Genomic DNA, 24,402 nt, shown 5'->3' on the forward strand with positions numbered 1-24,402 from the left:
CGTTTTCCCTGAGACCCACCGGTCATCCGGCTGCCGAACAGCCCACTGACCTGACCCGAAGGTGCCACATGTTCAGCCGCTCCACGTCCCCGGCCGAAACGCCGTCGCTCATCCTCGACCGGGCCACCTCGCTCGTCGAGTACCTGATGGCCGTGCGGGCGCAGATGGAACGGCCGGCACGGACCATCCCGACGGGCGACGCCTTCTGGCAGCACGCGTTCCCCGCGCACGCCGCCTGCGAGGTCGGGGTCTCCGCCGACGGCGCCAGCTGGCTACGGGTGGGGCTTCCGGCGCAACCGCGCCCGCTTCGGGCGCCCGCGCACCTCGCGGCGTTCCTGCCCGGCCCGATCTCGTACGCCGCCGAGCCCCAGCTGGTCGGCGACGAGGACAAGCTGGAGCAGATCCGGCCCCGGTTCGAGCTCTGGCGGGAGCAGGAGTGGCGCCCGTGGGCCGTCGAGGCGAAGCGGACCGACGAGGTACGGCAGCTGCACCGCAGCCTGTTCGACCTGAAGCACCGCGTCGACATGAACGCCGCCACCGACGAGCTGGTCTGGGGTCACGGCATCGTCCGGATGGACGTCGCCGGGCACCGGGTGCAGTACCCGCTGATCGTCACCCCGGTGGCGATCGAGTTCGACGCCGACCGGTCGATGGTGACGGTGGTGCCGCAGGGCGCCGCCCGACTGCAGACCGACCCGCTGACCGGACTGGACGAGCGCTACCTGAGCCAGCTGCTCGCCCTGGCCGGCCCGGGTGGCCAGCTCGACATCGACGTGTGGGACGAGTTCACCCGCCGGGAGTTCTTCGAACGGGCCCTGCGCCGCCTGGGCGAGGACCCGGTCGTCCGGGATGCCGACCAGGCGAGTCCCGGCGGTCCGCACGTCCACGACACCGGAGTGCTCTTCGCCCGGCCCCGGCAGCGGATGCTGCGCCGCTTCCTGGAGCAGCTGCGGGCCCGACTGCTCGCCGGCGACACCGACAGCATCGGCTCACTCGCCGCGATCCTCGCCCACGAACCGAGCAAGCTGGAGATGCCGCAGGACCAGCCGCAGCGGTGGACACCGCTGGGGGAGCGGCTGCTCATGCCGCTGCCCACCAACGAGGCGCAGGAGTCGATCGCCCGCCGCCTGGCCCAGCACCGTAACGTCGCCGTCCAGGGCCCACCCGGTACGGGCAAGACGCACACCATCCGCAACCTGATCTGCCACCTGATGGCGCACGGCAAGCGCGTCCTGGTGGTGGCGCAGAAGGAGGACCCGCTGCGGGTGCTGCGGGACGGCCTGCCGCAGGAGATCCAGTCGCTGTGCCTGGCGGTGCTCGGTCGCTCCACCGACCAGCTCGTCCAGCTCCAGCTGGCCGCCCGTGAGCTCTCCGACCGCGGCGCCACGCTCGACCGTCGCAGCGAGCAGCAGCGGGTGGACCGGCTGCGCCGCCAGCTGGAGGAGGCGGAACGGGACCTCGGGCAGGCCCTCGGCGGGCTGCGCACGATGGCCGCCAACGAGGCCGCCCACTACGAGATTGACGGCATCCGGCTGTCCCCCAGCGACGTCGGGACCTGGTTGCGGGAGCGGGCCGACCGCTACGGGGACATCCCCGACGACGTGCCACCGGACGTGGATGCACCGCTGAGCGCCGACGAGTTCACCGAGCTGCTCGACATCGCCCGCCGTACGGCGCGGCAGGACCGGGCGCAGGCGCTGCGCCACCTGCCGACGGTCGCCGACCTGCCGCCGGCGTCGGCCATCCTGGCCGGCCGGCGGCAGCTGGCCGATGCTCGCCGGGAACTGGACCACCTCGCCGCCGCTAGCGTCACGTTGCCCGAGGTACGCGCCTTCGGCCGGCAGCAACTCGACGATTTCGTCGGGCAATTGCGTGAGGCGCTCACCGTGCTGACCGCCCGCGAGGGCTCCTGGACCGACCGGCTGGCCATGCTGCTGCAGGCCGACCCGAACTGGCAGCACATGTGGCAGGACCACGTCACCGCCTGCCAGCGGGTGCTCGGGGAGCTGACCGCGGCGGCCCGGCTCATCGCCGGCCACCAGGTGACGGTGCCCGACGCGCAGCTGACCGAACCGCGTCGGCTGGTCGCGCAGCTTGGCGAGCTGCGGCAGCGCTTCGCCACCGGCAAGGGTGTCAGTCGGCTCTTCCAGGGCACGCTGGCCAAGTTGGCGACTGAGTGCCGCATCGACGGTGAGGTGCTACGGACGACTGAGGACGTGGACATCGTCGTCGCGTTCGTCACCCGGATGCGGCTGCGCCAGGAGCTGGGCACCCGGTGGGCGGAGTGGACCCAGCTGCTCAACCTCGACGTTCCCGGTGCCGGCGCTCCCCCCGAGGTGTGGGTCGGCCGGCTGCTGACCGAGGGGGAGACCGCCCTTGACTGGGACCGTCGCCGCTGGCCTGCGCTGCACGCCGTCCTGCGCCGGCTGGTGCCGACCGCGGCGAGCGCCGTCGACGTACGCCGGCTCACCGCGCTCAGCGACCTTGTCGCCCGCTGCGCGACGGTCTTCGAACACGACCGCCTGCTCGTCGTCGACCGGGAACTCACCGCCGCGCTGCAGCACGGCATGTCGGACAGCGAGGCCAGCGAGCTGTGGCGGCTGCTCGACCTGAGCCGGCAGAGCGCCGACCTCGACGGGTGGGACGGCATCCTCGACGAGGTACGCCGGCTGGCCGCCCTACGTCCCGACGCCCAACGCTTCCTGCACCTCTCGACCCGGCTGCGGGAGGCCGCGCCCGGCTGGACCGCGGCCATCGATGACGGCACCGCGCCCGCGCTCGGTGGCACCGGGGCGGACTGCCTGCACCGGTGGCAGTGGCGCCGGGCGCAGACCTGGTTCGACAGCGTGGTCGGCAGCGTCGACCCGGTCGCCCTCGGCCGGCGCATCGAGCAGACCCGGGAGCGGATCCGGGGACTGACCCAGGAACTCGTCGTCGCGTCCTCCTGGCTGGAGGTCTCCTTGGCGCTCGATGACCGACGCCGGGCCGCGCTCGCCGACTGGACCACCGCCCTGCGCAAGATCGGCAAGGGTACGGGCAAGAACGCCGCCCTGTGGCAGGCACACGCCCAGCGGGCGATGAGTGCCGCGGTCGACGCCGTACCGGTCTGGGTCATGTCCGTGGACCGGGCCATCGAGCAGTTCGCCGGCGGCGCCCACTTCGACGTCGTCATCGTCGACGAGGCGTCCCAAGCGGACATGTTCTCGCTGCCCATCCTCAGCCTCGCGGAGCGAGCCGTCGTCGTCGGCGACGACCAGCAGATCGGCCCGCAGCTGTCGTTCGTCGGCACAGTCACCGGCCTGATCAACTCCCACCTGGTCGACGTGCCCTCCGCCGAACACTTCGACCCGGAGAGCAGCCTCTACGACCACGCGGTCCGCCGCTCGCCGGAACGCATCCTGCTTACCGAGCACTTCCGCTCCGTACCGGCGATCATCGGCTTCTCCAGCGAGACCTACTACGGCGGCGAAATCGAACCGCTGCGCACCGACCGCCCCGCCGGCATCGGCGACCCAGTCGTCGCCGTGCACGTGCCGGACGGGATCCGGCAGGACCTGCTGACCTACGGCAACGTCAACGTCGCCGAGGCCGACGCGCTCGTTGACCGGGTCGCGGCGATCGTCGCCGACCCCGCCTACGACGGGCGCACGATCGGCGTGGTCAGCCTGTTGAGCACCAGCGGGCAGGCCCTCTACCTGCTCACCCGGATCCGCGAGGTGATCGGGGAGGAGGAGATGGAACGCCGCCGGCTGCGCGTCGGTGACTCGTACACCTTCCAGGGCGACGAACGCGACGTCGTCCTGGTGTCGCTGGTGGTGTCGCCGCACCACGGACCGGTGTCGGCATTCACCAGGCGGGACCACCACCGGCGGGTCAACGTCGCCGCCTCCCGGGCGCGCGACCAGCTCTGGGTCTTCCACTCCGTCCAGCCCGCCGACCTGCGCGAGGACGACGCCCGCGCGCTGCTGCTCAACTACTGCCAGAACGTCACCGCCGCCGACGAGGCTTACGACGACCTGGAGAAGCGGTGCGACAGCGACTTCGAACGCGAGGTGCTGCGCCGCATCCTGCGTCGCGGGTACCGGCCGCTGCCGCAGTTCCGCATCGGCGGGTACCGGATTGACTTCGTGCTGCCGGCCCCCGACGGACGCCGGCTGGCCATCGAGTGCGACGGCGACGCCTACCACGGGCCGGAGCAGTGGGAGAGCGACATGCGCCGGCAGGGGGTGCTGGAGCGGGTGGGCAACTGCGTCTTCGTGCGCATCCGTGGCAGCGTGTTCAGCCGTGACCCCGAAGCGGCGCTGGAGCCGCTGTGGCAGCGGATCGACGAGCTGGGCATCACCGCACCCCCGCCGGTAGCGACCCCCTCACCTGCCGTAGACACGGCGGTGGTCATCGACGCCATGCCGGTCATCGACGTGCCGCCCCTTTCCAAGCAGGATGGGCCAGTGGCTGTTGCGGGTCGACACCTGGGCGACGAGGTCGGGTCGGTCGTCGATGCCGAGCCGGTGGAGAAGCACGCTGAGGAGGAGGCGTCGGTCGAGGAACCGACGGTGGGCGGGTCCGGAATACCTGGATCGCCGCCCGTTCTTGAAGTTCTCGTCCCAGACGACCCGTCAGAGCTTGAGGCGGCAGAGACGCCTGCTGTGCCCGAGCATGCGGAAGCTCCTGCGCCCGGATCGCCGACAGGAGTCCCACAGGACAGCGAGGAGCCGCGGGCGACTTCGTTGCCGACGGGTGTCGGACCTGTCACCGCCGTTTCCGACTCACGGCCGCTCTCCCGGGGCCGGGCGGGGGCCGAAGAGCAGGAGACGGAGGATTATCCGGACGCGTCGGTGCCGGCCGGCTACCGCAGTGTCGCCTGGCTGCGCCCCTATGAGGCGGGAGCAGTGATCAGCAGCTACCGGCATCGCCAGGACGTGCCGGTCCGGCACGAAGGCAAGGTGCTCGGCTGGGCCAGATTTCACGCCATCACGTCGGCTGAGGCGCGGAGGCACCGGGCCAACGTCCGAATCGACCGGGCAGAGCCCGACGGTCCCCGGGTGGTCTGCTGGGTACGCCAGAACGAGGCCAAGGCCGTCTTGGACGCGGCGAGGGCCCGACAGGACAGCCCCGTCGAGGATCGCGACGGCTCGCCTGACGGGATGGTCCAGTACTTTGCCCCGGGCAGTGCCGCGGCGATCCGGTACCGGAGTGTCACCCGACTCCTGAGGCTGATCGCTGAGGATGACCGGAGTCCGCGGAGGCTCTCAGCCGAAGCCGTGACAGGACGTCCATCGGCCGGACAGGCGCCGTCCGGGTCTGAGCCGGAGGGACGGGAACTGGAAGCGTCCTTCCACGCGGCGATGGTGAGGACCTACGAGCGGGCTCGTGATGAGGCGAACTACAACGCGGGTGTGCTGCTCAGGATGGTTACGGCGAAGGGCGGGTTGGCGACGGCCCGACAGCTGCTGGCCAACCCTTCGGTGTCTGACGGGTTCACGGCCCTCTGGGAGCGGGGTCGCGTGGATCTGACGGCCGAGGCGGTCGTACTGGGTCCGCAGTTCCGATCGCTCTTCACAGGCGAGGAACTGGCCGTTGCCAGGAGCCGCGTGGCTGACGCATCTTCATACCACTCCTGACCGGACGCCGAGGCGGCCGTCACCTCCACCTCCGGATGGGGGTGGCGGCCCCCTCGGTCGTTTCGAGCGTCCAGCGAACGGGTCATTAGCGGCCCTCCGCGTCGTCTGCGTCAGCCCTGTTGCCCTCCGCCTTACGCGCGCAGGAGTCGGGTCGTGCTCCTGTAGCGTTCAGCCGCCGCGCTGCCCGGCTGGAAGTACTCGACGAGGCCCGTCGTCGTATCATCAGGGCCGAGAATCGACACCGAACGCTCCTCAGTCGCCGCCTGGGTGATGCTGAACGCTTCGTGCTCGCGGATCCAGCAGACGATCCGCTCTCCATGCGTCCGGGACCTGACGACCGTGACGTTCGCGCGGAACCTCGAGGCGTCCATGGAGCTGTCGTCGACGTATCTGGCCCAGCCCGTGATCCTGTCGCCGTCGTGCACGGGAACATCGGCGTGCAGTTGGTAAGCCAGCACAGCCGCCTCCGCCTCGTGCGGCCGAACCCAACCGACACTGCGGTAGCCCGCCGGCACCGGTACCCAGCCCCTGCCCGCTGAGAGCTGATCGTCGTCTTGACCCGCGGATCCGCTGTCGGTCAGGTCGTCCGTGTCCGTGCCGTGGTTGTCCAGGTCGTCGTTGGCTGTTGTCTCGCCTCCGTCATCTGCGGCGCCGGGTCCGCTGCGCTGCCCTGTCTCAGCAGCGGCGCGATCAACACCCCCCGCCTGGTTCGCCCACTGATGCCGGGGGCGCGTCCACACCTGCTCGAGGAGCCCCGCGATGTCGTCGTCACCGCGCTGCCGGTAGGCCGCAAGAATACGCCGGGGCTTCGCGTCAAGCGGAAGACCAACTGCATCGGCGAGCGCCATCGTCGCCTCTTCTGGGGTCCCGACTCCCTCGGCTCCGATCAACGCCACTGCCTGGTCCAGCGGGTCCGCCTCCGGCTCGACCTGATCCTCGATCGAGAGGTTGAAGCGACCGTACGGACCGAACTCGAGAAAGGCCGTCTGTCCCTCGCGCGCTTCGAGCTGATCCAGGAACCTCTTGATGGTGCCGCTCGCTGGCTGCAGTCCTGTCCACCGGATGCTCTGGGTACCGAGATCAGATTCCAGCTCCACCACCTCGCCCTGAGCACATCCGACGAGATTGGCCACACCTGACGGTACGGGGAAGCCTGACCCGCGCAGATGATCGCGGGTGATGGTGATACGCAGCTTCCACAGGTCATCGTGTCGGAAGAGACGACGGGTCGCGGTGGGGGCCTTGCGGGGCGCCGCAGGGGATTCGCGGCGACGCACGACACCCTGCACAATCTCGTAATCGCCGTTGCCGGCATAGGCCTGGACGCTGCTAGGCGACACGTCGAACCGGCTGGTGATCGACTCCACCAGCTGACCGATCTCGACCTGCCCGCCGGCAGCGGCGAGCTCAAGACCGATCTGCTGCCGGATCGACGTGTATTCCTCGACCTCCCAGCTGGCGAGTCCCCAGGTCGCCCGATCCGTTCGCACGAAGCGCTCGTCGTCGCCCAGCTGATTGGACAGGCTGCGAATGCTGTTGTCCCTGGACATCTGCAACTGCAGCTCGTCGATGTGGAGCGGCTCACCCGTCGCTGCCAGCAGCCCGGCAGCGTGATCGCTCAGTGAGCGGGTCCGGGTCAGAATCTGGTTGTTGTGCAGCACGTAGCCGCACCAGCTCAACCAGGCGAGCAACTCGTTCTGGGGCATGGAGGTAGCGGCGGTGACCGCAGCGACATCGACCACGCCGTGTTCGCTGGCGAAGTCCTCCAGCAGTGTCCGGGTCTGCTCGCGGGCTGCGCTGACGTCGGGAGCGGCCGCCCAGCCGTCGGTGACCTCGAAGTAGTCGTCGAGACGGTCCAGAACCAGCCAGAGGGGCACATCGACGCCGGGGACGTCGCGGGCGAGGTCAGGGTGCAGAGTGATCAGTCGGTCCAGGGCGGCGATCGGCTGGATCTCCACCCGGAGACTGGCGAGCAGGTTACCGATGCTGGTGCCGAAGTGGAAGGTGCCTGCCAGCAGTTCCTTCAGCTTGTTCTCGATCTGGCGGACCCGTTCGCGGGAGACCTCAAATTCAGTGGCGAGGTCAGCGAGCTTCCTGGGCGTTCTGCCGAGGAACCGGTCACACAGGATCCGCACCTGACGCTCATCGAGCTCGGACAGTAGGGCGGTGAACTCCAGGACCGGGTCAGGACTGCCGACGTTGGCGGAGATGTCTGCGGCCGTCAGGGAGTTCAGCCGCAGAGCCACCTCCTGCATCTGCTCAGGTGCTCCGTCCTCGATGACGACGTTCAGCAGGGGTTGATCTCCGCGTCTCCGGATGTGGCGCCAGCCGGCCAGCTGCGTGAGGTCCTCGAGCAACTGGATCTGCGCTGGCGGTAAAGCCGCCGGCGGTACTGCGTCAGATCGATTGTGGTCTTCGACGGTATCGACGTCGACCTGGTCGCCTGACCGGACGATGGCCGCGGACACCAGTGCGGCGACGACATCCTCGATCGTGCCCTGTCCGGTGCCTCGGACGTCGTAGAGGCTCCTGACGGACAGCGCCTCCAGATCGCCGACCGTCTGTAGTTGAAGCCTCTGAAATGCGGTGCGGGACCGAGCTCCGGCCGCAAGGGTGGACAACGGCAGTCGACGGGGAACCGTCGGGAAGCTGCTGCCAAAGGTGGCCTCGGGATGCCTGACGAGGAACAACCTGGCGAGGTGGCGGCAGAGATCCTCATGCTCGGCCGTCATGGTCGTCACGGCCGGTGACTCTGTCAGCCACCAGTCGGGGGACGGGGTCAGGTCGGTCAGTTCCCGCGCCGTTGCAGGGGTGTAGGGCGCAAGCCAGGGCAGCACCTGGATCCAAGGCGCGTCCTGGTACGCCTCGGGAGGCAGATCCCCGATTGCTGCGCTGGTCACAATGTTCCTCTCATGCACGTCTGATGAGCGCCGATGGTCAGGAAGCGGGGCGGAACCCGAGCCGCTGTGCCTCGACCATCAGCCGCAGCGCCTGGGTCGCCTGCTTGTCGGTGACCGTCCAGCTGTTGTTGACGTAGCGGCCCACGGTGTCGGCCAGCTGTCGCTGCCAGGGGTGCAGGTTTCTGGTCTCCTTCGCCCAGCGGGCGACGGCGAACCACTCCGGAGCAGGGATCACCATCACGGAGGCGACGTCGCCCTCGGCGCTGTCATCTGAAGCCGTCGGAGCGCTGTCCTCGAGCGGCTGATCCGACAGTTCCGCCGCGAGCTCGTCGGGAACCGTCCATGGGATGGCGAGCACCGCCTCCCAGCAGTCCGGGCGCTTCGCCCACTCGCCGATGTTGGTGCCGCCCCGAAGCGGGTTGACGATCACCTCGCGGACGGGCGCACACAGGTCGTCGAGGGCAGCGCTGAGAGCCGGCGTCAGGCGCTGCTCCCGCCAGATGCGGTCCAGGTCGACACGTCGGTTCGTGGCCTCAGCGAGGCGTGCGATCGAGTAGGCGGCGATGTTGATCTTGTATCCGCCGAAGTCCCTTGCCGCGACGATCTTGTCGGTGGCCTTGAAGAGGATCGCCTTGGCGAGCAGCCGTTGCGCGTAACTGACATTGATGGCCGGAACGTTGTCCCCCATCCTCATCATGAGCTCGCGGAAGTTCTTCTCGGCCCCTCGGCTGACCAGGTAAGGGAGGCCAGCCCAGGAGTGGATGAACTTGGCGGCGTCAGCCTTGGTGAACTTCTGAGCGGTCGGGTGAAGGCTCTTGAACTTGCGCTGGTTCGCGGGGGTGCGCTCACGGGCCAGGGCATCGGTGTACTGTCCGCGCGCGCGCTCGTAGAACCAGCGGGTCTCCTGCCCGCTCCCGTCCGCCGCTGGCGCCCAGAGCGACCGGGTGACCTGTTCGATTCCCACGTGCAAGGGGTGGTTCGAGCTGAAGTCGACGACCGTGACCTTGTTCTGGGTGTTGGAGTACTTGGAGATCTCGGGAACGATCTCCTGGAGGCGGTCGGGGGACACCCGGGTCAGCTTCATCTGGACGTGCACCCGGCTGAGGTCCGCCTTGTCCCGGGTGTGGGCGTAGTGGATCGAGGCCGTTGTCTGACCGCCGTTGACGATCTGCAGATCGTGGATCCGGCTGATCGCCTGACCGCCCTCCGGGAGCTCAGTGAACTCCACCGTCGAGGCGGTGGCGGTGATCCCGTTGTTGTAAGCCAGGAAGCGATCCGGGTTGTGCAGCAGAGTGTCCCGGATGCCCTTGTTGACCCCACCCTTGGTCTGCAGGAACGACCGGACGTTCAGCTCCAGCAGCCGGGTGCCGTGCCGGCCGTAGAGGTCGGCGAGGTCCTGTCCCGGGATGATCGCCAGGAAGACGGAGTAATTACGGTCCGTCTCGGGGGTCGCCAGGCAGGGCAGCGGTGGGTCAAAGTCCACCGCGATGGGTTCGCTGAGGGTCCCCGAAGAGGCCAGACGGTGGAGGCGGGTGAGATCCCACACTTCATGAGTGACGGCCAGGCCGTCCAGTTCGGTTGGCGGGAGTGCTGAAACGGCGCTGATCGTGTCCGTCAGGAGAAACAGACGGATGCGGGGAGCGTCGGGCAGAGCCTTCTCGACCGCGACGCACATGTCATGCACGTCAGAGGACTCATCGATGTCCCTCGCCAGACCCTCACGGCACTTGCGGACGAAGGTCAGCAGTCGCTTGAACTGTCCCTCGGCCTGGCTCCGGGTCAGACGACCTTCCTCGGGTTGAAGGCTGAACTGGGTGATGAACAGATCCAGGGTCCCGAGGGACTCGTTCATCCCGTAGCCGTTGACCTCAAGACCGAGCGCCTTGTGGTATGCGGTGAAGGTGTTCTCCACCTCACCGGCCTGCTCCAACTCATCCAGCACCCGTCGGGTGAAGGTGTCCGGAGCGGTGGCGTTCTCCGCCTCGGCTGTGGCGAGCACATCAGCGACGAGCTCCTGCGCGTAGGCCGACAGGCTGGTCTGGCTCATGCCTCCCCCTTGACAATCCTGGCGACCCGCTGGGCGGAGACACCGTACTGGTCCAGTCCGACAGTGCTGATTCGGTAGCGGCAGCCCCCGACCCCTGGCCGTAGGTCAGCCTCCGTGATGCGCGGGAAGTCGTCGGTGACGTGCCAGAAGTCCGTTCCCCGGACGGTGTAGCGGAGCTCGTCGTACAGATGCCGGTGTTCGGAGAGGTAGCCGGCACGGATGAGCAGATCATCGAGTTCTGCTCGCACCGCCGCCGACGGTGACGCCTCCCGCAGCGAGCCGACGACGGCGTTGAGCGACTCGCCCGAGCCGCCCCGACGTTCGTCCAGCGAGAGGTGGGCCAGCAGCAGATGATCGGTCCCGGTGTCGTCGAGCTGACGCTCGCTCGCGATGACGATGCTCCGGGGGCTTCTTCCCGTCCCGGTCTTGACCTCGATTGCACAGGTGGCCAGTTCGAAGTCCTGATTCGCCCCCATTGGCCCGCGCCAAGCCGACACCGCCTTCTGAGGCGGCATGACCGGACAAAGGTGGTCGCGTAGGACGACCAGTTCGCCGAACAGACCTCGTCGTGCCTCTTCACTGAGCCCTGTGTCACCGATGGACTGGAGGAGATGACGCCATTGTTCGAAGCGCTCGATGGCCGCAGTCAGAGCCTCAACGGGGCCCTCCGCTGCGTGTGCGGTCGTGGCTACGTCGGTGATCAGCGGATTGAAGACCTCCCGCCGCTCGTCCGCGGTAAGGACGACCCGGAGTTCAGTGCTCCCGTCAGGAGCCGTCGCGAACTCGATCGCAAGACCTCGGGTGCTGGGCAACGACGGATACCGTTCGGCCACCGTCTGACCGGCAGACGCCGGCACCCGCAGAAGGAGCACCCGCCTCCCCGTTGGCTGCTGAACCGCCAGGAAGATGTCGTGCCGCGATCGTGGAAACAGGCGCCGGGCGACGATGCCGTACGGGTGATGCTCAGCCTCGAGAGGCGCCCAGTCCTCTTCTCCGATCCTCACTCGTCCGGATCCTCGTCATCGAAGAGATCGATCTCCAGCTGCCTCCAGACGTCATTGACCACGTACTCGGTCTCGGTCGGGTGCTCCGAGAACGGGAAGCTGATCGCGAAGCCGACCAACGGAGGAAGGTCCACGTCCGCTTCAGCGCCGGGGTGCTCGATCGGATAGATCAGAAGCAGGGGCTCCTGCACTGGTCGGAACCTCCGCAGCGGCTGCCCCGTGGCAATGGTCGGCTTTTTGAACTCTTTCCCCTTGCGGTCGGCTTCGAGCCGACGAGCTGCGCTCGTCGCTTCCAGAGCGCGTGTTCGCAGATCATCGGGCAGATCCCTGCTCTCGTCCGCCGGACTGAGCACGCGCTTGATGGTGTGCCGGCCTGGTTCCGCCTCCAAGCCGTCCGGACGGGAACGGGTCACGAGGCGAAGTGGGTGGGCGCCAATCTCGCGCAGCGTTCCGGTGGGCGTGCCCACCAGCCGCACCGTCCAGCTCGACAGTTCGCCCACCGCGACGCAGCCACGGATGTACTGCGCGATGAGCGCCGGACGCACGCGGTAGGAACCGCGGTCTGAGATGTATCCGTCGAGGAAACCGTCGACGATCTCGGTGGGCGGCACGCCTCGCCAGACCAGGCTGGTCCCGTCGGCTTCCGGGCTGCTCTGCTCGTCCAAGCCGGTGATGAAGCGTTCGAGGATGTAGAAGTTCCGCCGGACAGCCTCGGGGTGCAGGCTGAAGACTGTCGTCTCAGGAAGCTCGCCGGAGTAGCTGAGCCGCACCTTGACGCCGCGTCGCATCTTGTTGGCGGCGGTGACCGCCAGCCCGGCCGGAGAAGCGCGGACGCGCAGTCCGAAGCTCTCCGGCGTCTGGCCGAGGCGCGCCATTTCCGCGAAGTCCTGACGGAGCTCGTTGTCCGCTGCAGTGATCTCACCGTACGAGTTGAAGAGCTCGGACGTCGTGTACAGCCGGCACAGGTCCTCGTAACCGGGGCGGTAGCCGAACCAGCGGCCCATCTGCAGCAGCGTGTCGTACATACTCGACGTGCGCAGGTAGTAGCTGACGCTGAGGCCTTCCAGCGTCAGGCCGCGGGAGAGCTTGTCCGCACCCACGGCGATGACGGACAGACCGGCCTTGCGGTTCTCGTAGTACTCGAGCGCGTCGCGGGAGGTGCCGTTGACGGCCCGGACATCGATCTTCCGGAGAGCCGGTCGCAGCTCCTTCTCAACGTCGGTCCACTGAACCGGCGAGGCTTCCTCCGCCGAGAACGTCGCACTGGTGGTGGCGAAGTCCCTCTCCCACAGGAGTCGGAGTTGGGCGAGCACATGGGCGGCTTCGCCGCCCATGCCGTCGCGGAGTCGGTCACGCGTCAGGCTGACGTGCTCGTCGATCTGGTCGCGGATCCGGTTCTGCACGCTGACGAACCGCGTGACGTGGACGAGCATGGAGTTGTGCTGAGAGCCCTGTCCCCGTACCCGACGGGCGGCGCACGTCAGGATGAAGGAATCGATCGCCTCGCGGAGTGACAGGGGAAGTTCCTCCGGCGGCACCCATTCCTTCTTGTGCCGCGGACGCATCCAGGCCTCGTGGTCATGGACGGGGCGGAAGATCGGAAGAGCTCTGATCCCGTCGTCACCCGGGTCCGTCGCGCTCAGCCCGAACACACGCTCCGGTCCGAGGTAGTTCGAAGGCGCGGGCAGGCTCTCGATGAAGCTCTCGGGGAACAGGTCAAGCCCGAACGTGTCGTGGTCCGCCTTGGGCTTGATGTAGATGTTGGCGAAGGGCGTCGCGGTGTATCCGACGTACGCCGCCTTGTCGAAGCTGTTGAGCAGATGCCTGATCGAGCGGTTGATCGTCGAGGGATCGGTGTCATCGTCCTTGGTTGTGTCGACGGACGCGTGATCCGCCTCATCGTCGATGACCAGAAGAGGAATGTCCCGTACGACCTTGGACTTACCGTCCCCGACGGGCACGCCCTCAACCTCGACGATCCACTTGCGGACGTTCTCAAGGATGCTCTTGTGCTTCTTGATCACGAGAACGACGGGGTAGTCACCGATCGGCAGGTTGAGGTTCCTGGCTATTTGCTGCTTGAAATCCCCACCCTCCGCGCTGTTCGTCAGTGACGCGATCTTCAGCCGCTTCACGCCTGGCATCACTCCGACGCCGATGCGTGCGGTGTTCGTGGTCTCGTCGTAGCGCTGCTGGTACTGCGTGTCGAAGCCGAGCAGGCCCTCATCGACCCGGAGCTGGGTCTGACTCCGGAGGCTGTTGTGAATGCCGGCCAGGATCACGATGAGCTTGTAACCGGCGTCGGCCGCCTTGCTGGCGAAGCCGATGTAGTTGCCGGTCTTGCCCGACTGCACCTGGCCGACCACGAGGCCGGTACGACGCCAGGCGCCCGGACGCCCGGGGTCCTCGATCTGGCGCAGGATGCGGTCCGTGCTCTGGTCCAGTCGGCGGACGACGCGCGGCGGCATCAGGCGGACATCCTCGAGATACCGGCGGTAGCGGTCCCAGAAGTCCCAGCTGCGCTCCAGCTGAGCCTCGGTTAGCCACTCGATGTGGTTGCGGTCGTCCTTCAACCCGACCGAGTCGTCCTGCCACACCGCAACCCGCGACTCGATCTCCTTGAGCAGGACGTCCCGGTCAAGCAACTGGCCGCGGGACTGCTGCATCACCCAGATCGGATCGACACTCTCCGCGATCTCGTCGTGCGTTGCCTGACGGTCCTGAGGAAGCAGTGCGAGCACGAGCCGGATCGCCTGCTGCATCGCGTCATGGTTGTCCTGCGTCTGCGCGGTCATGTGGCCCTCCCCGTTGATCTGATGTGCGGTCGGCGGCGGTAGGGCCGTCAGCGTTGTTGCCAGAAGCCGTCGAACTGGTCGAAGGGCGGCATGAGCGCAAGTCGCTCCTTCGCCTCTCGAGGGGTCCGGCCCTGGGCGACGAACGCGGCGTAGATGCGGTTCGCAACGTCGCCCACCTCCTTGGGTGCCGCTCCGAGGAACGGCTCGGGGTCGTCCGCCACGTCACCGTCGTGCATGATCCGTAGCGCGGCCACAGGGACTGTTTCCTCGAGCAGTCTGATCAGCGCCTTGGCGTCAACAGCCGCATCGGGCCCGCCCTGCATCACCTCCCGCACAAGCGGATGGTCGCGGTTGATGCGGCACCGGATGCTGCCGTCGCGCTTGTCCACCCGCCAGGCGTAGATGAACTCGGCGCCGTGCTCTCGGGCGGCGATCCGACCGCGGTGGCTGAGCACCTCCGCGGCCCTGCTGCGAGTAGCCGTGCCGATGCGCTGGAGATGACGCCGGACACCCACCGGAGGCACCGCCGTGGACTTCCGCACATCGATGGCCCACTCGGCGTCGGCCTCGGCGGGTACGTCCACGACGATCCGCGCCAGGTTGTACCGCTCATCGCGTCGGAACCCGCGGATGCCGAGCCAGTCCCCAGCGAGAATCAGCCGGTCCCGTCGGTACACGTAGAAGCCCTGCTGGTCGAGCCAGCCAGCGGGCCCGGCAGCCTGTTCCTGTTGCTCTGAGTCGAGCTTCTTGGGATGCGGCAGGATGAACGGCTCGATTCGCACGGTGTGCGAGCCGACCGGTAACTCCTCGGTCGGAAGCCGCTGGACCGACGGATGGCCGCTGAGGAACGGGTCCCACGCCTTCACCGGAGTGCCGTTGACCGTCATCGTGATCCGGTTTCGCCCGGTGAGGAAGCGCGCAAAGACCATGCCGAGATGCTCCTCGACGCGGGTCGCCTCGGCGTAGAACTGCTTCTGCGCCCGAGCGTCGTCCGTTGTGAGGCCGTCGACGTCGAACCGGTGCAGGCTCCGCCAGATCACCGTCGTGCCGGCGCCGTTGTCCGGGCGCAGCTGGTCCAATGTCGTCGCGGTCTCGTTGTCGGTGCCGTGCAACAGGCGCCACTCGCTGGTGGCCGACACGACCCCCAGGTCCCACGTGCGAACGGCCGCCTCCGCGCCGGCCTCGGATATCGTCGCGACCGTCAACCGGGCGGCCTGTGAGAACGAGGCGCTCTTCAGGCCCATGCCGAAGCGGCCCAGGTCCTCGGAGACTCGGGCCTTGAAGGAGCCGCGCGCCGCCACGGTCATTGCGCTGACGAGGTCTCCGGTCGTCATGCCTCGGCCGTCATCCACAACCGCGACCCACGAGGCGGGGCCCGCCCAGGTGAAGAAGACGTCGATGCGCCGGGCGCCGGCCGAGACGCTGTTGTCGACGAGATCCGCCACGGCGGCCTCGACGCTGTACCCGAAAGACCGCAGAGAGGTGATGGTTCCGGCGGGATCCGGGTTGGCGATGTCGTAGCTCAATGCAGGATCGGCTCCAGTCGGGCACGGAGCTCGGGGCGCCGCACGGTCGCGTTCGGTGCTGTCCGGCAGATCTGCGTCAGTCAGTAGATGAGCGTGGCGTCGGATCTGGAAAGGGACAGCGCGAGTATAGGTACGTGACGCTCCTCTCACAGGGGACGTCAAGATCAATTGTTGTCGTTCGGAGCCCTGCGTCCTTTTTGTCCTTCGGGCTTCGGTCCATACGGTTGGTAGTTGCCTCAGGTCAACGGTTGGGTTGGCGGCAGCACCCGAAGCCGTGGCGGTGTGTCGGGACGGGCTGTCGTCGGCGCGGGCGACCTGGCGGTAACCTGCCTGATCGTGACCAGTGAAGACCAGCCCGCCGCCGCCCCTGCTCGTCGCCGTGGGTACGGGGTCAAGCTGGTTCGGGGTCCTTTCGTTCGCCTTGCTCCGCACCCTGACGCCTGCTCCGAGCCCGAGGAGCTCGTCTCCTTTGCGTCGACGCTCAGAGCCAAGGGCGGCCGCCTCGCCGCCGATCTGTTCAGCGGTGCCGGCGGCCTCAGCCTGGGACTTGAAGCCGCTGGCTATCAGGTCGTGATCGCGGTGGACCACGACGAGGAAGCGGTCGAGACCCACCGTCACCACCACGGCGGAATGAGCGTTGACTGGGACCTCGGGGACCCGGAGCGCGTTCGACAGGTGGCTGAACTGATCAAGGCTGCCGGAGTGGAGCTCCTCGCCGGTGGCCCACCCTGCCAACCCTTCTCCAAGGCGGGGCGCTCGAAGATCCGGCACCGGGTCCGCCACGGGCTGCGCGATCCTTACGACGAGCGCCGGGACCTGTGGCGCTCCTTCCTCGAGATCGCTCGTACCGCCCGTCCTCAGGCCGTTCTCATGGAGAACGTGCCGGACATGGCACTGGACAAGGAGATGTTCATTCTCCGGACCATGGTCCATGAGCTGGAGTCGATCGGTTACTCCGTCGAGGAGCGTTCGGTCGAGACTTTCCGCTACGGCGTCCCGCAGTTCCGTCAGCGGCTCATCCTGGTGGCGCTCCGGGACGGAGCGGAATTCACCTGGCCTCAGGAGCAGCGCGAGCGGGTGACCGTCTGGAACGCCATCGGGGATCTTCCCGAGGTTGAAGGCGGATGGCGGCCGGCGGGCGGTGCGGAGGGCTGGAGCGACTACGACCGGCCGCAGAGCGAGTTCCAGCGGCGCATGCGGGAGTCGGTGCCTGCGGACGACGCAAACAAGATCTTCGACCACGTCACGCGGCCGGTCCGCGAGGATGATGCCCGCGCTTTCGAGGCAATGGACGCCACCACGCGGTACCGGGACCTCCCGGACGAGGTGAAGCGGTACCGCGAGGACATCTTCGACGACAAGTACAAGCGGCTCGACGAGAACAACCTGTCCCGCACGATCACGGCGCACATCGCCAAGGACGGCTACTGGTACATCCATCCTCGGCAGAACCGCACCATCACCGTCCGCGAGGCGGCGCGACTCCAGACCTTCCCGGACTGGTTCCGCTTCGCCGGCCCCCCCTCTGCTGCCTTCCGTCAGATCGGCAACGCCGTTCCGCCGCTGCTTGGTGAGCATCTCGCCGGTGCCGTCCGCGCCGCCCTCGACGATCCTCGACCCGTGGCGGCCACGACCCAGGACATCGCTGCGCTCCTCGCCGCATGGTTCGACAGCGCCGTGGTGCGTGGCCTCCCGTGGCTGAGGGCCGAGACCCGGTGGCAGGTCATCCAGGCCGAGATGCTCCTCGACCGGGCGCCAGCCGAGGTGGTGCGCTTCATCTGGCCGCTCCTGGCGCGGTGGCGGGAGCCGCAGGAAACCGTGCTGGCGGAGGCTGAGCTTCTGGAAATCAGCAAGTGGGCTTCGCGGCCGGGCCGCGCCGGGGCGATTATGGAGCTGGCCGGGCGGCTCGCGGACAACCCGGAGCTGCTGCAGGATGACGACCAGCTCCGCCAGGTCCCGGGGCTGACCGAAGCGGTGGCTGACCTGGCGATTCTCGTGGTCCCAGCGCACGGCGAAGAGGATTCCGAAGAGCCCGTTCTCGTGACGAAGGGCGTGCTGCGGGTCGCCGCCCGTTTCAGCGGTGATCCTGTCGATCGTCGGAACCGGCTCACGGACGGCCGCTTGGAGATCGCCCGGATGATCGGCGCTGACTCGGATGCTCGGCGAGCCCATCTGGGGCTGGTCGAGCTGGCCAACAGCCTGTGCCGACCAGTGGAACCGGAGTGCAACGCTTGCCCGCTCCAGAAGCTCTGCTCGGAGTCGCGCGCGGACCCGCTACGGCTCTTCTGAGCCGGGTCCGTCAGCGGCTCACGGCTCCAAGCCCAGCGACTGGGCGATCTCAGGGGCGTCCTTGCGCAGGGTGGCCGCGATCCGTTGCCAGGCGGCCCACTCGCCGGACTGCATCGCTGCCGCTCTCAGAGCGAGCCCGGTGGTCGCCGCCGCCTGGGTGGCGGACCGCACGTCGGCGGACGCGTTGAGGTCGTGTGGCAAGGGCTTTGCCTTCACCCGGGCGCTCTTGCGGTAAGCGTCATTGGCGTAGGCGCACAGCTCGTTGACCGGCGCCTCCAGCATCTGACGCAGCTGGGCTGGCAGTGAGACCCGCATCTTCGCGACGTTGATGTTGAAGGCCGAGTCGAGGTCCGTGCTGAAGTCGAGCGAGGCGCGGGCCATCTTGGTGTGCTCGTCGATGCCGCGAATGGCATTCCAGCCACCCCACTGCACCAGCCGGTCGGCGCGGTAGACATAGAGCCCTTGCTGTCGGTTCCAGTTCAGTGGCCCGGACAGCCGCTCGAATTCGCTCGGGCTGGAGAACCGGTCACGGGACGGCAGGATGAAACGACGCAGGTCAACGTGCCCGGAGACGTCACCGACAGCGATCTCGAAGCGCTGTGCGGGCAGGTCAGAACGGCCCTCCTCGTCAGGAGCGAACGGGTTCCACGGGCGAACCTTCTGACCGTTGACAGTGATCACGATCGGAGCGCGGCCGCCCACCCCTTCGAGGAATCGATGGAAAACGATCCCGAGGTGTTCCGCTGTCTTCGTCGCCAGCGCTTCCAGCCGGCGGCGTGCCCAGCCCCCCTCGGGGCGGTTCTCCGGAAGCACGCGGTCGAGGTTGCGCCAGAGGACAACAGTTCCCGTCCCTTCGGCCAGCCACTGGCGAGCTCTGGCGACATCCGGATCCGCGCCAGGGTCGACCACCACCCACTGGTCCCACTCCTCGACGATGTCAAGGTCGAGGACTCGGGCTGAGGTCCGCACGACGTCGGGGGTGCTCCGGGAAATCACCGCCACCGAGCGGCACTGCGACAAGGATGCGGTCTTCAGCCCCAGCCCGTAGCGGCCGAGTTCACCAGCCTTGTACGTCCGGCGTGTGCCCAGCCGGAGTCCCTCCAGTAGCGCTCCGGGAGACATGCCGCGTCCGTCGTCAGCGATGTACACCCGCGTCTTCGACCCAGCGAACTCGATCATCACCTCCACCCGCGACGCGCCGGCGGCGACGCTGTTGTCGATGATGTCCGCCACGGCGGTCGGAAAGTCGTAACCGATGTCGCGCAGCGAGTTCGTCAGGCGTGCAGCTGAAGGTGCGACATCGAACCACGCCTTGCCGGGCATCTGCCCACCTCCGTCAGCTCGTCCCTGGTGACGACCAGGATGTCACAACCCCGGTCGTGATCATGAGCCAGGTTCGGCTGAGGTCCGCAGATGCCGCCATACCTGCTCGACCTCTTCCGCCACGGCTGCGGGATCCTCGTGTTCCCAGAAGTGCCGCACCTGCCAGCCCAGGGCTGTCAGGGCGGCGTCCTTCTCCCTGTCCCGCTCGACGTTGCGCTGCAGCTTCGCCTGCCACCACTCCCGGTTGTTCTTGGGCATGACGCCATGTTCCGGGCACTGATGCCAGAAACAGCCGTCGACGAAGACGGCGAGTCGCGCTCTCGTGAAGGCAATGTCAGGACGGCCCGGCAGTGCGGGGTGGTTGACCCTGAAGCGCAGACCACGACGGTGAAGCTCTCTGCGAATGAGCAGCTCCGGCTTTGTGGACGCTCGGCGCATCAGCTTCATCTGGTTCGAGACCGCTTCGCTCAGCGGAACTGGCCGACGACTGGCGGGTGGCTCCTCGGTGCCGCCCCTAGTCGCCGCGCTCTCGCCCCCTGCTGCGGGCGTCCCAACCCCTTGCATGGCCTCATCCCTACCACTCGCGTCCCCACAACCCTGGCAGTGTCAGATCTCAGACACCTTCCGGATTCATAGATGCCACCCAGCCCCGTGGTGCGCGTCGACTGAGAAGTTGCCATGAACGGTACCGCCGTCTCGTTTTCGCAGGCCGGATGCTTGGCTGCGTGTAGCCAGACACCCCCCGCTCCATCCGTGAGGCGGGCACTCATCGTCGTGCTGGCCGCCGGGTGGCCGGCGCAGGGTTGGCAGCCGCCGAATGAAGGGGTCCCGCTGGCAGGACTCCGGCCGGTAATGTCCCCGGAACACCTTGTGGGGAGGTGAGGGGCCATGGTTTTCGAGCTGGAAGAGCGGGCGCGGTTGAGCCGGAGAGTGTGATCGCCGCTCTATCGAGCGAACGATGCTTTGGGGCTCAGCGAGGCGTGGTAGCCGCCGCACGTAGCTGAGAAGGTCGACGCTGGTGATCGGTGCCGCCGTTAAGCTAGCTGCCTCTCAAATTTCTAAGGTGTTTATACGTTCAAGCCGATTCCGCGACGCTGTCAATTCCTAATCCGGGCGGCCTCTGGAGGTTACGTGAACGCAAATGATGTCTTCCTGCTTCAGGCCATGATCGAGCGGGAGCATCAGCGGTCTGCTCCAGCAATGCCGCCTGCTCGACATCAGACGTTCTTTGTGGCGAAACAACTTCTGAAGAAGCTTAACCCAGGTCACGACGATCTTCTGAGTGGCATCGTGGACGGGGAAAAGGACTGTGGTGTTGATGGGATGTACCTCTTCGCAAACTCTTTGTGTGTGCGAGATGAGACTCCCCTGAAAGTGCTTGGGAGGCGAGCACGCCTCGACCTCTACATCCTGCAGGTGAAGAACACTTCAGGGTTCACTGAGTCGCCCATTGAGAAACTGATGTTGAGCCTTCCAAAGCTCTTGGTCTTTGGTAGAGATGAAGAATCCCTGGCTGAGACGGTCAACTCGCGACTTATAGAGATTTCTCGAAGATTCCTTGACACGTACCGGACGCTGGATCTGCCGGAGCTAAGGATCTTCGTCGTGTTCGCCTCGTTGAAGGCGCAGTATTTGCATCCAGGAATTGAGCGCAAGGGCGAGGAGCTGAAGCAGTGTTTGTCCAGCCTCTTCGGAGCCGCGGAGCCGTCGGTCAGGTTTCTTGATGCTGCTGCCGTAGCGGACCTGTCCCGCGAGCCAGTGCGTGTAACGCGTAAGCTGCAGCTGGCCGAGAACCCCATCTCTACCGACACGGCTGGCGGTTACGTCGCAGTGGTTCGCCTATCAGACTATGAGCGCTTCATCACTGGGGCGAATGGCGAACTGGATGGGACGCTGTTTGAGGCCAATGTTCGCGACTACGAGGGTGCCACCGACGTAAATAAGAGCATTCAAGAAACGCTGGAAACGGTTGACGCTGACGAGGATTTTTGGTGGCTCAATAATGGTGTAACCGTCGTTGCCTCCAGGGTTCGTCCGGCAAACAAGATGCTCGAGTTAGAGTCGCCTCAGATTGTTAATGGCCTGCAGACTTCGACAGAAATATATAAGCGAAAGCCAACGAGCTACCGCAGCGACAACAGGAGTGTCTTGATCAAAGTGATCGAGGCAAAGGATAATGTGGTGCGAGATAGGATAATTCGCGCCACGAACAGCCAGACAGAATTCGGTCCGAGCGCTCTGAGGGCAACGGATCGCGTTCAGAGGCAGATTGAGGAGTACCTCCTCGACAGGGGGCTCTACTACGAGCGCCGTCGGCGGTATTACTTCAACCTCGGAATGCCGGTTGAGCGGATAGTTTCCATCGATCAGATAGGTCAATCTGTCCTCAGTGTTCTGGTTCAAACCCCCCATGTTGCGCGTGCAAATCCTAGCACTATCTTCGATAAAGGTGTCTATGAGGTTGTGTTCGATAACAAGTGCGAGCTTGCGACGTATTATTCATGCATCAAGATTCTCAGGGCTGCAGCAGACCATCTAACTATTGATGGCGGAATTGGCATCGTTGAGGATTATCAGTACCACTTGGCTATGCTTCTTGGGATGGTGTTGACGGGTCAGGAGCGGCCGAGGACGACTGCTGTGGCGAGGCTTGAAGATGCCGACTTCACGACTGCAACCGCCAGAGATCTTGTAAAGATAATCCAACATGAATACGAGAAAGCTCACCGTTCGAAGCGGATTCTCATGCTTGATCGTTTGGCTAAAGATGAACTGATCACCGAGCAATTGCGCGACCGGGGAAAGGAGTATCTGCGAGGGGAGTGCTGGGTGCAACAAGCGGCAGTTCCGGCGGCGGATGGTCGACGCTCTCGAGCGAAAAATGCTCGTGCGGGGCGTGTTCGTGGTATGCCAACGCAGCGGTCATAAATCGGGGGCGTGTGAGCGGCTGAAGGCGTCGTTGCCGCTCTTTCTGGGGCGGCCCCTCAACTATGCTGCCGGTGATCGCATGCCACCGTAACTCTGGCTGGAGCTTGGGCTGCGACTACTCCGGCGTCCTTGAGTAGTCTGACGTTCTTCCGGTAGGTCGGATGGGCGACGAGTTCGGGCTTGACGTTCGGAGGTGCATAGTTAGGCCGTCCAGATCGCCGGTCGCCTCGGCCGAAAGGCCAGCGCCATGGCTGAGGTCTGCACGGATCTCTGGCGCGAATCCTGCCTTGAGGACCCGCGCGACGCCGGTGAGCGCGATCGTGGTCCTTTCGGGTCTTCCGCGACTCCCGATTGAGGGTCAGAATTCCTCAATGGACGCAGATGGGCGTCAGCGTCTTCAACTCTGGCTCCGGGCGGTCTCGTCAGCGGGTTACGAGCCGAATGATCTGACGAGATGCCGGGCCAGGTATGCCGGTCCATGGAAGTTCCAGCTAGCGGGGGAGCGCAGTTGTGACAGATCGGATCGCGCCGACGATTGCTTCCCTGCGGCCCTGCGCGGAGCAGCACCTGAGTGCCTACACCGACCCGTCGGCCGGGTTTGCCTTCGGCAGCTACGACCGCTGGTACACCCCACCGATCCAGTTGACGCCCCTGGACTGTTTGGCCGCGAACCTGCTGAGCCTCCGGCTCAGTCACGCTGAGGTCATCCCCCTGTTTCAGCCCGGACCGAGCCCTGCAACGAAGCTGCGTGAGGCGATGCAACGGGTCCTGGATCTGGTTCCCGCCGACTCAGACCAGTCTGCTCGGGCATTCCTCGAGCTCGACTCGATCGACGACGAGGCATTCCAGGTACTACGAAAGGCGAACGAACTGACGGCTGACGTACGTAGGTGGACGGCCGTCACCGTCTGCAAGGTCCTGCACCGGCTGCGTCCGCACTTTGTTCCGCTCTACGACAGTGTGCTACGAGGCTTCTACGGGACAGCGAAGAGTCGACCGGCGGACTTCTTCGCGGTCCTGTTGAGCGATCTCAAGGCCAACCAGGAGTGGCTGGGCGTGTTGGGTAAAGGGCGATCAGGACGCCCGACGATCGGCAGCTGTCGGTCCTCCGGATCGCCGACATCGTCATCTGGCACCACAGTCGGGTTGGGTGCCTGGAGGGCCAGCGACATGACCATCGCTGAGGACATCGTCGGACTGCTGCGGCAGAACCCGAGCGGACTGACCGACGCCGAGCTGGCTCGGCTCACCGGGAAGCTGCACCAGCAGATCAATCAGCGGTGCCGTGTGCTGGCCGAACAAGGATGGTTGGTTCGCGACGCCACCCCTGGAGTGATCGTGAACAGGATCATCACCGGACCGGCCGACCCCGTCGTACCCAACTTGGGATTGGCTCCCGCCAGTTACCCGTCTGACGCCGCCCGGGAGTGGTTCTGGGAGGGAAACGTCCAGTCGCGTCTGTGCGGCTGGTTGACGCAGCAGGGGTGGTCGCTCACTCAGGTGATGAACACCGCCAGCAGACAGCAGGGCACCGACATCGAAGCCCGCCGCGGCAGCCTGCGGTTGCACGTCGAGGTCAAGGGATACCCGTCGAAGTCGTACGCCGACCATCGCCGGTCGGCCGAAACCAAGCCGACGCAGGCCAGCACCCAAGCGGGCCACTGGTACGCGCATGCGCTGCTCAAGGTGGTACGACTGCGCGATGCGAATCCCCGCGACAACGTCGCGATGGCCTTCCCGGATTTCGGCCGCTATCGCAATCTCCTCGCGGAGACCCGGCGGAGTCTCGCAGCGCTGCACATCGACGCCTTCCTCGTGGCGGAAGCCGGCGACGTCCATCGTTGGTCGGACCGATGACATCCACCCCTGGGCTGTCGACAATCTCGTGGCTGGACGTCGACGACGACCAGACCCGCGGGCAGGAAGCTCGCCCGCCTGCCGAGTTCCGTCTACTGCACGGGCTCGGCGC

Annotated in this window: 11 protein-coding genes; 4 read left to right on the forward strand and 7 right to left on the reverse strand. The window is 66.5% G+C overall.

From position 1 onward, the window contains the following. Window positions 1-68 precede the first annotated feature (68 nt). Window positions 69-5,621 carry an AAA domain-containing protein gene (locus ACLQ2U_RS17620; protein ID WP_425751755.1) on the forward strand — a complete coding sequence of 1,851 codons (5,553 nt, stop codon included), beginning with the start codon at window positions 69-71 and terminating at the stop codon, window positions 5,619-5,621. A gap of 131 nt (window positions 5,622-5,752) precedes the next feature. On the opposite strand, the gene ACLQ2U_RS17625 is transcribed toward ACLQ2U_RS17620, so the two are convergent. From ACLQ2U_RS17625 to ACLQ2U_RS17645, 5 genes are read right to left on the reverse strand one after another with little or no spacing between them, the layout of a single operon-like run. Beyond that, complete coding sequence (locus ACLQ2U_RS17625; protein ID WP_425751756.1) at window positions 5,753-8,521, reverse strand: sigma factor-like helix-turn-helix DNA-binding protein; 2,769 nt, start codon at window positions 8,519-8,521, stop codon at window positions 5,753-5,755. A gap of 37 nt (window positions 8,522-8,558) precedes the next feature. Next, the gene (locus ACLQ2U_RS17630; protein ID WP_425751757.1) at window positions 8,559-10,568 is read right to left on the reverse strand and encodes an AIPR family protein; all 2,010 of its coding nucleotides are present in this window, start codon (window positions 10,566-10,568) and stop codon (window positions 8,559-8,561) included. Continuing rightward, complete coding sequence (locus ACLQ2U_RS17635) at window positions 10,565-11,572, reverse strand: PD-(D/E)XK motif protein (RefSeq protein ID WP_425751758.1); 1,008 nt, start codon at window positions 11,570-11,572, stop codon at window positions 10,565-10,567. Before ACLQ2U_RS17635 ends, ACLQ2U_RS17630 begins: the two co-directional genes overlap by 4 nt. Further along, a complete protein-coding gene (locus ACLQ2U_RS17640) occupies window positions 11,569-14,367 on the reverse strand; it encodes a Z1 domain-containing protein (protein WP_425751759.1) in 2,799 nt (932 codons plus the stop codon). Before ACLQ2U_RS17640 ends, ACLQ2U_RS17635 begins: the two co-directional genes overlap by 4 nt. A 47-nt stretch (window positions 14,368-14,414) precedes the next feature. Beyond that, window positions 14,415-15,893: an ATP-binding protein gene (locus tag ACLQ2U_RS17645; protein ID WP_425751760.1), complete on the reverse strand. Its 1,479-nt coding sequence runs from the start codon at window positions 15,891-15,893 to the stop codon at window positions 14,415-14,417. Window positions 15,894-16,124: 231 nt separating this feature from the next. Between ACLQ2U_RS17645 and dcm the strand changes: the two genes are divergently transcribed. Next, window positions 16,125-18,182, forward strand: coding sequence for a DNA (cytosine-5-)-methyltransferase (gene dcm / locus ACLQ2U_RS17650; RefSeq protein ID WP_425751761.1), 2,058 nt, complete (start codon window positions 16,125-16,127; stop codon window positions 18,180-18,182). An 18-nt stretch (window positions 18,183-18,200) separates the two neighbouring features. Here the strand turns inward: dcm and ACLQ2U_RS17655 are convergent, their stop codons facing one another. Both ACLQ2U_RS17655 and ACLQ2U_RS17660 read right to left on the reverse strand, forming a co-directional pair. Continuing rightward, a complete protein-coding gene (locus ACLQ2U_RS17655; protein ID WP_425751762.1) occupies window positions 18,201-19,505 on the reverse strand; it encodes an ATP-binding protein in 1,305 nt (434 codons plus the stop codon). A gap of 60 nt (window positions 19,506-19,565) precedes the next feature. Further along, window positions 19,566-19,952, reverse strand: coding sequence for a very short patch repair endonuclease (locus ACLQ2U_RS17660; RefSeq protein ID WP_425751763.1), 387 nt, complete (start codon window positions 19,950-19,952; stop codon window positions 19,566-19,568). 684 nt (window positions 19,953-20,636) lie between these two features. On the opposite strand from ACLQ2U_RS17660, the gene ACLQ2U_RS17665 reads away from it, so the two are divergent. Then, window positions 20,637-22,433 carry an AIPR family protein gene (locus ACLQ2U_RS17665; RefSeq protein WP_425751764.1) on the forward strand — a complete coding sequence of 599 codons (1,797 nt, stop codon included), beginning with the start codon at window positions 20,637-20,639 and terminating at the stop codon, window positions 22,431-22,433. A gap of 510 nt (window positions 22,434-22,943) precedes the next feature. Beyond that, complete coding sequence (locus tag ACLQ2U_RS17670) at window positions 22,944-24,290, forward strand: DUF6308 family protein (RefSeq protein ID WP_425751765.1); 1,347 nt, start codon at window positions 22,944-22,946, stop codon at window positions 24,288-24,290. Window positions 24,291-24,402 lie beyond the last annotated feature (112 nt).

The sequence above is a fragment of the Micromonospora sp. DT47 genome, from assembly GCF_049844475.1.
Lineage (GTDB): Bacteria > Actinomycetota > Actinomycetes > Mycobacteriales > Micromonosporaceae > Micromonospora.

Excerpts from the sequence above, each read along its gene's own strand:
- ACLQ2U_RS17655 (WP_425751762.1), bottom strand. The coding sequence starts at position 19,505 with ATGCCCGGCAAGGCGTGGTTCGATGTCGCACCTTCAGCTGCACGCCTG.
- ACLQ2U_RS17660 (WP_425751763.1), bottom strand. The coding sequence starts at position 19,952 with ATGAAGCTGATGCGCCGAGCGTCCACAAAGCCGGAGCTGCTCATTCGC.
- ACLQ2U_RS17640 (WP_425751759.1), bottom strand. The coding sequence starts at position 14,367 with ATGACCGCGCAGACGCAGGACAACCATGACGCGATGCAGCAGGCGATC.
- ACLQ2U_RS17620 (WP_425751755.1), top strand. The coding sequence starts at position 69 with ATGTTCAGCCGCTCCACGTCCCCGGCCGAAACGCCGTCGCTCATCCTC.
- ACLQ2U_RS17630 (WP_425751757.1), bottom strand. The coding sequence starts at position 10,568 with ATGAGCCAGACCAGCCTGTCGGCCTACGCGCAGGAGCTCGTCGCTGAT.